Annotated in this window: 9 protein-coding genes; 7 read left to right on the forward strand and 2 right to left on the reverse strand. The window is 67.9% G+C overall.

Going from position 1 to position 12,414, the window contains the following annotated elements; genetic code table 11:
* The first annotated feature begins 9 nt into the window (after positions 1–9).
* Together ACK3BB_RS13900 and ACK3BB_RS13905 are read left to right on the forward strand one after the other, a co-directional pair.
* Positions 10–846 carry a helix-turn-helix domain-containing protein gene (locus ACK3BB_RS13900; RefSeq protein ID WP_428925242.1) on the forward strand — a complete coding sequence of 279 codons (837 nt, stop codon included), beginning with the start codon at positions 10–12 and terminating at the stop codon, positions 844–846.
* A gap of 527 nt (positions 847–1,373) precedes the next feature.
* Positions 1,374–1,610: a hypothetical protein gene (locus ACK3BB_RS13905; protein ID WP_428925243.1), complete on the forward strand. Its 237-nt coding sequence runs from the start codon at positions 1,374–1,376 to the stop codon at positions 1,608–1,610.
* 524 nt (positions 1,611–2,134) lie between these two features.
* Here the strand turns inward: ACK3BB_RS13905 and ACK3BB_RS13910 are convergent.
* Complete coding sequence (locus tag ACK3BB_RS13910; RefSeq protein ID WP_428925244.1) at positions 2,135–2,758, reverse strand: helix-turn-helix domain-containing protein; 624 nt, start codon at positions 2,756–2,758, stop codon at positions 2,135–2,137.
* A 66-nt stretch (positions 2,759–2,824) separates the two neighbouring features.
* Between ACK3BB_RS13910 and ACK3BB_RS13915 the strand changes: the two genes are divergently transcribed.
* From ACK3BB_RS13915 to ACK3BB_RS13935, 5 genes are all read left to right on the forward strand, one after another.
* Entirely contained in the window at positions 2,825–4,342 is a 1,518-nt protein-coding gene (locus tag ACK3BB_RS13915) for a class I adenylate-forming enzyme family protein (RefSeq protein WP_428925245.1), read from the forward strand.
* On the forward strand, positions 4,339–5,073 hold the full coding sequence (locus ACK3BB_RS13920) for a DsbA family oxidoreductase (protein WP_428925246.1): 735 nt from the start codon (positions 4,339–4,341) through the stop codon (positions 5,071–5,073). The genes ACK3BB_RS13915 and ACK3BB_RS13920 overlap by 4 nt, the downstream gene beginning before the upstream one ends.
* Before the next feature lie 10 nt (positions 5,074–5,083).
* Positions 5,084–5,782, forward strand: coding sequence for a potassium channel family protein (locus ACK3BB_RS13925; RefSeq protein ID WP_428925247.1), 699 nt, complete (start codon positions 5,084–5,086; stop codon positions 5,780–5,782).
* Positions 5,783–5,886: 104 nt separating this feature from the next.
* Positions 5,887–7,095, forward strand: a complete 1,209-nt coding sequence (locus ACK3BB_RS13930; RefSeq protein ID WP_428925248.1) for a multidrug effflux MFS transporter — start codon at positions 5,887–5,889, stop codon at positions 7,093–7,095.
* An 85-nt stretch (positions 7,096–7,180) separates the two neighbouring features.
* Entirely contained in the window at positions 7,181–8,842 is a 1,662-nt protein-coding gene (locus tag ACK3BB_RS13935) for a hypothetical protein (protein ID WP_428925249.1), read from the forward strand.
* Between the two features lie 83 nt (positions 8,843–8,925).
* On the opposite strand, the gene mfd is transcribed toward ACK3BB_RS13935, so the two are convergent.
* A complete protein-coding gene (mfd, locus tag ACK3BB_RS13940; protein WP_428925250.1) occupies positions 8,926–12,381 on the reverse strand; it encodes a transcription-repair coupling factor in 3,456 nt (1,151 codons plus the stop codon).
* Between the last annotated feature and the right edge of the window lie 33 nt (positions 12,382–12,414).

The raw sequence follows: 12,414 nt of genomic DNA on the forward strand, positions 1-12,414 counted from the left end.
TCGCATTACATGAATATTCCGGTTTCCGATCAACTCTCTGCGCTGGCCCATGAACGGCGGCTGGACGTGTTCCGGCTGCTCATGCGGCGCTATCCCGATGCGGTGCCCGCCGGCGAGATCGCCCAGGCGCTGGGGCTGCGGGCCAATACCACGTCGGTCTACCTGTCGATCCTGCGCCATGCCGGGCTGATCTCGCAGACCCGGTCGGGGACGTTTCAGCTGTATCGCATCCGGCTCGACAATGTGCGCGGGCTGTTCGGTGACATGCTGGGCGATTGCTGTCGCGGGCGCCCTGACATCTGCCTGCCCGATGCCATCGCCGCGCCGCTGGCTCCGCCCAGCACTGACACGCCGCTGCGCGTGCTCTTCCTGTGCAGCCGCAATTCGGCCCGTTCGATCATGGCCGAGGCCCTGTTGCGGGCGGCCGGGCCGCAGTATGCGCCGCATTCCGCCGGCACCGTCCCGGCCGAGGCACCCGACCCCGATGCGCTGGCCGAGCTGACCCGCCAGGGCCTGCCGACCGAGGGACTGCAATCGCAGGCGGTCAGCCGGTTTCTCGGGGACAGCCCGCCGATGGACATGGTGATCACGGTCTGCGACCGGGCCGCCAACGAAGACGTCATCCGCTGGCCCGGCGCGCCGCTGCATGCCCATTGGGGGATCGACGATCCGCTGGCCGCCGATCCCGGCCCCGCCCGGCGCCAGGCCATGGCCGGCGCCTTTGCCCAGCTGCGCGCCCGGATCGAGGCCCTGTCCAATCTGACACCCGGTCTGCTGACCCCGGCGCATTTGCAGGCACAATTGGACGATATCGGCCGCCTGGGCACCCTGGCCCCCGCCAGCTGACCTTCCGGGCTGCCGTCACTGCCCCCGCCTGGTGGCGGGCATTCACGTTGTGACGTGGCGTCGGAAACGGCATTAACCTTTCTGCAGCGCGGCAAACCGGGGCTTTTGCGTGACCTTGGGTGTGGCGGGTTGTCGCAGTCGCTTGACCTTTCGGTCAAAGAGCACTGACCAGGCGCCGGGCCGGACGGACAACCCCGGCGGGTGCAGTGCCCGGCTTTTGAGCAGCCCGAGAACGCTCGCATTTGTCCTTTTCTTTCAGGGTACTGGAAATCCGCCCACAGGTTATCCACAGGATTGTCCCGATCCTGCCGCGACCGAATGACCCGGGCAACCGCCCGCAAAACACGCGGCGGTTCAACCGCAAATCGCCCTGGATGCGCCTGCAGCAACGGGAAAGATCAGTTTTTCTGCACTGCGCAAGCCCATCTGCCGAAAAAGGCGACTCAGCGGGACTTTACGGACATGCAGACCATTGTTAACGTTTCGTTACGGGGGGATGGGGAAAGTGAAAAAAAGGGATGCTGCACATGTACTGGTCGGACCTGACCCAGAACTGGTCTCTTTGGTTTTCGAAGTTCAAGGCGCAATTTCCGAACTTGGATGAGGCGTCCATGCCGTTTCTCAAACTGGATCGGTCCCGGTTCGAGGCACACCTCGCGGAAACGCATGACATGACCCTGAACGAGGCCCGCGAGGCCGTTGACGGGTTCCTTTACATCGAAACTCTGGCGCGCGACGAACATCGCGAACGCGCCGAGGCATGACCAACTGACCAAGAGCCAGCGGTCGGCCGCACCCCGGCAAGATGGATGGCAAGGGACCATCCGGGGGACGCCCGACCACCACGCCTGACGGACCGGGATGCCCGCCAGGTGAACCAGAACGAACATCGCGCGCAACGGCCGGACGCCAGCCGGGCCAGATGGCCCCAGCCACCGGCCCGGCGCGCCTGCAATCTCCGCCCGGGTCGCCGGATGCGGGGTGCATGCTGACGGATGCATGGTGCCGGCGTTCCGCGCCGGAACCTCTGCCGGGTCCTGTTTCACGGAGGGCCGGGCAGTCGGCCTGGGCGACCGTAATTGGTTTACCGCGCTGCCGGGCAGTCTGGCTGGTTGACGGTGTTGGGGTCATCTCGCGGGCCGGCATCAGGTCAACACCCGGTCGACCAGCGGACAGATAATGACAGGAGTCCGACGCCTGTCGGTGGGATTGTCGAGTACAGCGAACAGCCTGCGCGTCGCCAGCCAGCCCGGCCATTGAACGCCACCTGGAATGCCGAAGACCAGCCTCAGGTCAGCGAGGTCACCCAGAGGATCGTTGCGTCCTCTTCGCTGACCGACACCACGTTGTGGCCCATGGTCGCATCGTAATAGGCACTGTCGCCCCGGCGCATTTCAACGGGGTTGTAGAACTCGGTGTACAGCATCACCACGCCGGTCAGCACGTAGAGGAATTCCTCGCCGTCGTGGCGCACCCAGCCGTCGAACTCGTCCATCGACCGGGCCCGCACCTGGGCGCGGTAGGGCAGCATGCGCTTCTGGGTCAGCTGTTCGGCCAGCAGTTCGTGTTCATAGGTCGCCGTCGGCGTTTGGGTGCCTTCGCCGGTCTTGGTCATGGCCATCCGGCCGTTGACCTGCTCGCGTTGCGGCGGGGTAAACAGCTGGGGCACCGAGATTTCCAACCCCACGGCCAGCTTCTTGAGCGCGTCGTAGGTCGGCGACATCTGGCCGTTCTCGATCTTCGACAGGGTCGACCGGGCCAGCCCGGCCTGCCCGGCCGCCTGTTCCAGCGTCCAGTTGCGGGCCTTGCGCAGCTCGCGCACGCGGGCGCCCAGGTCGAGCGGCTCGGCCAGGCTGTCCTCGCCGGTGCTGCGGGCGATGCGGATGATGGATTTCGGGTCGATCGGTGCCATGACATTACCCAATAGGCCGGGCACGCGGCGCTTGCAACGGCAAGGCGACCGGGCTAGCCCCGTTGCATGCTGTCGATCTTTGATCAGGGGGCCTTTGCGCCCTGCCCCGCGCCGTTCAACCTGGCGGCCCATGTGCTGGGGCGGGCGGATGCGCTGGCGGCCAAGACCGCCCTGTCGGTGCTGGGCCCTGATGGCGCGCAGGACTGGACCTATGCCGCGCTGGCTGCCGCCGTGCGGGGCACCGGCACCGGCCTGGTGCAGGCCGGGCTGAGCCCGGGTGACATCGTCCTGATGCGGCTGGGCAATACCGTCGATTTCCCCGTTGCCTATCTCGGAGCGATTGCCGCCGGGATCGTGCCGGTGCCGACCTCGTCGCAGCTGACGGAAGACGAGGTGGCGGTCATGGTGGCCGACCTGGCGCCCGCCGCCATCCTGCGCGATCCGCTCGTGGCCTCGGCACCCGGCCCGCGCGAGATCGGGCTGGACGGGCTGCGGGCCATGCGCGACCTGCCTCCCTGCGACTGGGCCATGGGCGATCCCGACCGGCTGGCCTATGTCATCTATACCTCGGGCACCTCGGGCCGGCCGCGGGCCGTGATGCATGCGCACCGGGCGATCTGGGCCCGCCAGATGATGATCCGCGGCTGGTACGAGATGACCGAAGACGACCGGCTCCTGCATGCCGGGGCGTTCAACTGGACCTATACGCTGGGCACCGGGCTGATGGATCCCTGGACCGCCGGGGCCACCGCGCTGATCCCCGCGCCGGGCACCGACATCGCCGATCTGCCCGAGCGGCTGCGCCACCACAAGGCAACCATCGCCGCCGCCGCGCCGGGGGTCTATCGGCGCATGCTGGCCGGGCGCGGGCGGCTCGACCTGCCCGACCTGCGCCATGCCCTGTCGGCCGGCGAAAAGCTGTCCGAACCGCTGCGCCAGGCCTGGGCCGATGCCACGGGCACCGCGCTCTGCGAGGCCTATGGCATGTCGGAATGTTCGACCTTCATCTCGTCGCGCCCCTCTGTGCCGGCGCCGTCGGGCGCCCTGGGCCGGCCGCAGAAAGGCCGGCGGATTGCGATCATCGGGCCCGACGGGCCGGTCGAGCTGGGCCAGCCCGGGACCATCGCCGTACACCGGGCCGATCCGGGGCTGATGCTGGGCTATCACGGCCAGCCGGGCGAGACCGCCGCGCGCTTTGCCGGCGACTGGTTCCTGACCGGCGACCAGGGCGTGATGGATGACGACGGCCACATCACCTATCTCGGCCGCGACGACGACATGATGAATGCCGGCGGCTACCGCGTGTCCCCGATGGAGGTCGAAGCCGCGCTGTCCCGGTTTCCCGGGCTGACCCAGGTTGCGGCGACCGAGATCGAGGTCAAGGCCGACACCCGCATCATCGCCGCCTTCTATACCGCGCCGGCCCCCCTTGACGAAACCGCGCTTCAGGCCTTTGCCGCCGAGCACCTGGCGCGCTACAAGCAACCCCGCGCCTATGTCCACCTGGACGCGCTGCCCACCGGAGCCAATGGCAAGGTGCAGCGGCGGGCGCTCAGGCCCCTGTTCCCGCGAAAGACCGCATGACCGATACCGACACCACCGACCAGACCCACTCCCAGGCAGGCACCGCCTCCGCCGGCCAGTCCGTCAAGCTGGACATCCTGTCCGATCCGATCTGCCCCTGGTGCTACATCGGCAAGACCCGCCTGGACGAGGCCCTGGCCCAGGTGCCCGATCATCCCTTCGTGATCGAATGGCACCCGTTCCAGCTCAACCCCGACATGCCCGCCAGTGGCATGGACCGGCGCACCTACCTGGAAACCAAGTTCGGCGGCAAGGACGGCGCCGTGCGGGCCTATGCGCCGATCGTCGAACATGCGGCCGAGGCCGGGCTGCAGATCAATTTCGAAGCCATGGAGCGCACGCCCAACACGCTGGATGCCCATCGGCTGATCCACTGGGCCGGGATCGAAGGCCGCCAGACCGCCATGGTCGACGCGCTGTTCCGGGCCTATTTCGTCGATGGCCGCGACATCGGTGACCACGACGTGCTGGCCGATATCGCCGACAGCTGCGACATGGATGCCTCGGTCGTGCGCCGGCTGCTGGGCTCGGATGCCGATGTCCAGGCGATCCGCGACCGTGACGCCCATTCCCGCGAGATGGGCATCAGCTCGGTGCCGACCTTCATCGTGGCCAATGCCCATGCCGTGCCCGGCGCCCAGCCGGCCGACCTGTGGGTCAAGGTCATCCACGAGATCATGGGCCAGATGGCCGCCCCCGAGGACAGCCCGGCCGACCCGCCGGCGCGGTGAGGCCGGGGGCGTGAAGCACATCAGCCTGCTCACCCTGGCCCTGCGCCTGGTGGCCGTCATCTTCGTCGGCACGATCTTCTTCCGCACGGTCGAAGGCTGGAGCTGGGTCGATGCCTATTTCTTCACGGTGGTCACGATTTCGACGGTGGGCTACGGCGATCCGACGCCGGTCACCGACCTGGGCAAGATCGGCTCGACCATCCTGATCTTCGTCGGGCTCGGGGTCTTTGCCCTGGCCATCCAGCAGATCGCGGCCGAACAGCTGGCCCAGAGCGACGAACATCCCGGGCGGTTGCACCGGGCCCTGCAACGCTGGAACCGGGCCCGGCGCGATCGCCAGGACCCGGGCCATGATCACGCCCGGGCCGATCACCTGCACCACGACGCCCACCACCACGCGCCGGGTGCCCATGACCCCGCCCATCACGGCCCGGCGGCCCATGGTGGTCATGGGCCCGCGCCCGATCCTGCTCAGGGCGGCCGACGTGCCACCGCCCGGCCTGTCCATGACGGCCATCCCGGCGCCACAGCCCAGCCCCAAGCCTCTGCCGCGTCCCCGCCTGGCCACGGCGGCCAAACCGCAGCCGAACCCGCCCATGACAGCCGCGACCCCGCCGCACCCGGGCCGGACCCGGCCGCCCCCCGCAGCCGGTCCCAGGTGGGCGACCACGATGTGAACACCGCTCGCCGCGACCCGGACAAGGATTGAGCGCCCCGGCGGACGGCCTGACCGCATGGCGGAAAAGCGCATCGCGCCACTGGCCCACCGGCCCCGGCTCTGCTAGCGCAGGGACAGACCGCCCCGGAGCCCCCATGTCCCTTCCCATATCCCGAACCGAACTGATCGCCCTGGTGGCGGCCATGTTCGCCTGTGTCGCCTTTTCCATCGATTCCATGCTGCCCGCCCTGCCCGAGATGGCGGCCGAGCTCAGCCCCGACGATGCCAATGCCGTGGGCATGGTGCTGACGATCTTCGTGCTGGGCCTGGGCACCGGCACCTTTGTCACCGGCCCGCTGTCGGATGCCTTTGGGCGCAAGCCGGTCATCATCATCGGCGCGCTGCTCTTCATCGGGGCTTCGGCCCTGGCCTGGCGCGCGCCGTCGCTCGAACTGGTCCTGCTGGCCCGCTTCCTGCAGGGCCTGGCCGCCGCCGCTCCGCGCATCGTCGCCCTGGCCGTGCTGCGCGATGTCTTTGCCGGGCGGGCCATGGCCCAGGTCATGTCCTTTGTCATGATGGTCTTCATGATCGTGCCGGCCCTGGCCCCGCTGCTGGGCAGCTTCATCATCAACGCCCTGGGCTGGCATGGCATCTTCCTGGCCTTCATGATCTTCATGGGCCTCATCGCCATCTGGGTGTCGATCCGCCTGCCCGAAACCCTGCCCGTCGAGAACCGCCGCCCCGTCCGCCTGCCCGTCCTGTGGTCGGCCATGCGCGAGATGCTGGCCCATCCCACCGTCCGCCTGTCGATCCTCGTCCAGGCCCTGTCGATGGGCATCCTGTTCTCGATGATCACCCTGATCCAGCCGATCTATGACCAGGTCTTCGACCGGGCGGACAGCTTTCCCTACTGGTTCGGTGGCGTGGCCGTGGTGTCGGGCTCGGCCAGCCTGGTCAATGCCGCGCTGGTCGTGCGGCTGGGCATGCGCCGCATGGTCACCTGGACCTATCTCGGCCAGATGATCGTGTCGGCCACCGTGCTGGTGCTGTTCCATCTCGACCTGGCCGCCGGGCCGACCTTTGCCGTCTTTGTCGCCTGGCAGGTCACCGTGTTCTTCATGGCCGGGCTGACCATGGGCAATCTCAACGCCATCGCCATGGAGCCGATGGGCCATATCGCCGGGCTGGCCGCGTCGATCATCGGCGGCATTGCCACCGTGTTGGCCGCGCCCATTGCCACGGCCGTCGGCCTGGCCTTCGATGGCACCGCCCGGCCGCTGGCCCTGGGCATCCTGGTTCTTTCGATCGGCGGCTTTGTCCTGATGCGCGCCATGGCCCGGACGGAAACCCGCCAGCCGGCCTGAGACCACGCCGCCCCGTGCCGCCGCCCGCTTGCCGCGCCACTGCCGCCCGGTCTAGGCTGGCCGGGCACGGCAAACAGGGGGTGCAATGGAGTATTACGATCTGGGCCACCATTCCTGGCCCATCACCTGCGATGTGCCCGAGGCCCAGACCTGGTTCGACCGGGGTCTGAACTGGACCTACGGGTTCAACCACCGCGAGGCCGTGGCCTGTTTCCGCCGCGCCGCCCAGCTGGACCCCGCCGCGCCGATGCCCTGGTGGGGCGTGGCCTATGCCGCCGGCCCGAACTACAACCTGCCGTGGGACCGCCAGGACGACCGGGGCCGCGCCAAGTCGCTGGCCGAAGCCCATGGCGCCACCCAGGAAGCCCTCGCCCGGCTCGACCGCGCCAGCCCGATCGAACGGGCGATGATCGAAGCCCTCACCGCGCGCTATCCCCAGGCCCAGCCCGTCGACGATCTGGCCGCCTGGGACCATGCCTTTGCCGATGCCATGCGCGCCGCCCTCGTGGCCTTTCCCGACAGTCTCGACCTGCGCGCGATCTGCGCGGAATCGCTGCTGACCCTGACGCCCTGGCAGATGTGGGACCTGGCCACCGGCGCCCCGGCCCCCGGCGCGGCCACGCTGGAAGCCCGCGAGATGCTTGAACAGGCGCTCGACACCCGGCCCGGGGCCATGGCCCATCCCGGGCTGCTGCATCTCTATGTCCACCTGATGGAAATGTCGCCCTGGCCGGAAAAGGCGCTCAAGGCCGCGGACGTACTGCGCACGTTGGTGCCCGATGCCGGCCACCTGGTGCATATGCCCACCCATATCGACATCCTCTGCGGCCAGTACCAGAACGTCGTGCTGTGGAACCGCAAGGCCGTCGAGGCCGATCTGAAATATTACCGCACCGAAGGGGCGTTCAACATCTACACCGGCTATCGCCAGCACGATTACCATTTTGTCATCTACGGCGCGATGTTCCTGGGCCAGCTGGCCCCGGCGCTGGAGGCCCTGAAAGGCCTGGAAGAGACCACGCCCGAGGCCATGCTGCGCATTCCTTCGCCGCCGATGGCCGATTTCTTCGAAAGCTACCTGGCGCTTGAGCCGCATGTGCTGGTGCGGTTCGGCCGCTGGGCCGAGGCCATTGCCCTGCAGCCCCCGGCCGATCCCGAGCTCTATTGCACGCGCACGGCCTTTGTTCACTATGCCCGGACCATCGCCTTTGCCGCCACCGGCCGCGTGGCCGAGGCCCAGGCCGAGGAACAGGTGTTCCTGGCCGCCTGCGACCGGGTGCCGGACACCCGGTTGATGCACAACAATCGCATCGTCGATCTGCTTGAAATCGCCAAGGAAATGGTGCGCGGCGAGATCGAGTACCGGCGCGGCGAATATGACACCGCCTTTGCCCATCTGCGCCGGTCGGTCGCCCTGGAAGACGGGCTGCCCTATGACGAGCCCTGGGGCTGGATGCAGCCCGCCCGCCATGCCCTGGGCGCGTTGCTCTTCGAACAGGGCCATGTCGCGGCGGCCGAGACGGTCTATCGCGAGGATCTGGGCCTGGGCGGCACGCTGGCCCGGGCCAGCATCCACCCGGACAATGTCTGGTCGCTCAAGGGGTTGCACGATTGCCTGAAGGCCCGGGGGGATACCGTCGAGATCGCGCAGATCCGCCAGCGGCTCGACCTGGCGCTGGCCCGGGCCGACCGGGCGGTGGGCGCGTCCTGCTTCTGCGCCCAGGCCGCGATGAAAGCCGCGCGCTGAGCTCTCCGCGCGCGATTTTCTGAGCCTCAGAAAATCGGCCCCGGCACGGCCCGCGCGCCAAGGTGTCCAGTATTTCCAGCGGCTTATCCGGCTTTCTTCTTGCGGAACGTCCCGGCCTTCTCGGCCAGGTCGCGGGCAATGGCAAAGGCGCCCTTGATCTTGTCGGCCTCGGTCGACCAATCCCGCCGCACGACGATCTTGTTGTCCTTGACCTTGGCCTTGCCCTTCTGGTCCTGGATGAATTCGACCAGCCCCTGGGGATGGGCGAACTTGTCGTTGTGGAACTGGATCGTCGCGCCCTTGGGCCCGCCGTCCAGCTTGGCAATCCCGGCCTTCTTGCACATGGCCTTGATCCGCACGACCAGCAACAAGGTATTGACCTCTTTGGGCAATTTCCCGAACCGGTCGATCAGCTCGGCGGCGAAACCCTCCAGCTCGACCTTGGTCGTCAGCCCCGACAGCCGCCGATAGAGCCCCAGCCGCACATCCAGGTCGGGCACGTAATCCTCGGGGATCAGAACCGACACACCAAGGTTGATGTTGGGCGCCCATTGGTCGTCATCCTCGGTCAGCCCTTCCATCTCGCCCGACCGGATCTTGGCAATCGCTTCCTCCAGCATCGACTGGTACAGCTCATACCCCACGTCGCGCATCTGGCCCGATTGTTCCTCGCCCAGCAGGTTGCCGGCGCCCCGGATATCAAGGTCCTGGCTGGCCAGGGTGAACCCCGCGCCCAGCGTATCCAGCGAGCCCAGCACCCTGAGCCGTTTCTCGGCCGTGGCCGTCAGTTTCACCCGGGGTTTCGTCGTCAGGTAGGCATAGGCCCGCGTCTTGGACCGGCCCACGCGTCCCCGGATCTGGTAGAGCTGCGCCAGCCCGAACATGTCGGCCCGGTGGATGACCATCGTGTTGGCCGTGGGAATATCCAGCCCGGATTCCACGATCGTCGTGGCCAGCAGCACGTCGTACTTGCCGTCGTAAAACGCGTTCATCCGGTCATCCAGCTCGCCGGCCGCCATCTGGCCATGGGCCGTCACCACCGTCACCTCGGGCACCTGGTCGCGCAGGAACGCCTCGATCTCCGGCAGGTCGGATATGCGCGGCACCACGAAGAAGCTCTGCCCGCCCCGGTAATGTTCGCGCAAGAGCGCCTCGCGGATCGTCACGCTGTCGAACTCGCTGACATAGGTGCGGATCGCCAGCCGGTCGACGGGCGGCGTGCCGATGATCGACAGGTCGCGTACGCCCGACAGCGACAGCTGCAGCGTGCGCGGGATCGGCGTGGCCGTCAGGGTCAGCACGTGGATGTCGGACCGCAGCTGTTTCAGGCGTTCCTTGTGGGTCACCCCGAAATGCTGTTCCTCGTCGATGATCAGCAGCCCGAGGTTCTGGAACCTGATCCCCTTGGCCAGCAGCGCATGGGTGCCCACGACGATGTCGACGGTGCCATCGGCCATGCCCTTGCGGGTCTCGGCCGCTTCCTTGGCCGTGACAAAGCGCGACAACTGCCTGACCTGCAACGGGAACCCCCGGAAGCGTTCCTTGAATCCGGCCGCGTGCTGGCGCGCCAGCAGGGTCGTCGGCGCGATCACCGCCACCTGCACGCCCGTCATCGCCGCCACGAAGGCCGCGCGCATGGCCACCTCGGTCTTGCCGAACCCCACGTCGCCACAGACCAGCCGGTCCATCGGCTGGCCGCTGGTCATGTCGCTGACCACGTCCTCGATGGCCCTGAGCTGGTCGTCGGTCTCCTGGTAGGGGAAGCGCGCGCAGAATTCCTCCCAGGCATGCGGCGGCGGATCGAGGATCGGCGCCTTGCGCAGGGCGCGTTCGGCGGCCACCCGGATCAGCCGGTCGGCCATCTCGCGGATGCGTTCCTTCAGCTTGGCCTTCTTGGCCTGCCACGCGCCGCCGCCCAGCTTGTCCAGCAGGCCTTCCTCGTGGCCATAGCGCGACAGCAGCTCGATATTCTCGACCGGCAGGTACAGCCGTGCGCCTTCGGCATATTCCAGCAAGAGGCATTCATGCTGCGCGCCAAGCGCCTCGACCACCTCAAGCCCCTGGTAGCGCCCGATCCCGTGATCGACATGCACCACCAGGTCGCCCGGGCTCAGCGATTGTGCCTCGGTCAAGAAATTTTCGGCCCGGCGGCGTTTCTTGGGCGCCCGGATCAGCCGGTCGCCCAGCACGTCCTGTTCCGAGATCACCGTCATCTGCGGTGTCTCGAACCCGTGTTCCAGCGCCCAGACCGCCAGGTGCAGCCCGCGCTTGCCGATCCGCGTACCGTTGGGAACCGGGATCGCCTCGGCCAGGCCCTCGTCCTCGATCAGCCCGGTCAGCCGCTCGCGCGCGCCCTCGGAATACGAGGCAATGACCACCGGCCCCTTGTCCAGCCGGTCCTTCACATGGGCCGCAAGCGCCCCGAACAGGCTGATGTTCTCCTGCTGGCGTTCGGGCGAGAAATTGCGCCCGATCCGCCCGCCCGCGTCGATCACCCCGGGGCCCGATGCCTGGGCCAGCGGGTGGAAATGCAGCACCCGGCGCCCGCCCACGGCCGCGTCCCAGGCGGCATCGTCGAGGTACAGCATCTCGGGCGGCGCGGGTTTATAGACGGAATCCCGGTGCGAGCGGTCCTGCAGGGCCAGCCGCCGGGTTTCGTATTGGTCGGCGATCGTGTCCCAGCGCGACAGCCGCGCCGCATCGCTCTGGTCGTCCAGCGTGACCGACGCCCCGGGCAGGTAATCGAACAGCGTTTCCAGCTTTTCGTGGAAGAAGCCCAGCCAATGTTCGACGCCTGCATGCTTGCGCCCGGCGCTGACGGCTTCGTAAAGCGGATCATCCGTGCCCGCCGCACCAAAGGTCAGCCGGTAATTCTGGCGAAACCGCGTGATCGCGGCCTCGTCGAGGATGATCTCTGACACCGGGGCCAGTTCGACCACGTCGAGCGCCTCGGTCGTGCGCTGGGTCGCCGGATCGAACCGCCGCGCGCCGTCCAGCACGTCACCGAACAGGTCCAGCCGCACCGGCCCGGCATCGCCCGGCGGAAAGATGTCGATGATCCCGCCGCGGATCGCGTAATCGCCCGGCTCCATGACCGTCGGGCTCTGGGTAAAGCCCATGCGCACCAGGAAGTGCCGCAGACCTTCCTCGTTGACCCGCCCGCCGACCACGGCCTTGAACGCCGCCTCGCGCAGCAATTCCCTTGCGGGCACCCGCTGGGTCGCGGCGTTCAGCGTGGTCAGCAGCACGAAACGGTCGGGCATCTGGTGGACCAGCGCCGCCAGCGTGGCCATCCGCGCAGCCGAGATATCGGGATTGGGCGACACCCGGTCATAGGGCAGGCAATCCCAGCCGGGAAAGACAAAGACCGGCATGTCGGGCGCAAAGAAGGCCAGCGCCGCGCGCATCGCGGCCAGCCGCTTGTCGTCGCGGGCCACGTGGATCACCGGCCCGTCCCGGCGCGACAGCTCGTCAAGGATCAGCCGCGCGTCGAAACCCTCGGGCGCGCCGCCCACCGAAATGTGGTCAGAGGAGTTCATCGCTTTGCTTTCCTGCCGGTCGTGGCGCGGCCG

The sequence above is a fragment of the Marinibacterium sp. SX1 genome (assembly GCF_050389775.1).
Lineage (GTDB): Bacteria > Pseudomonadota > Alphaproteobacteria > Rhodobacterales > Rhodobacteraceae > Marinibacterium.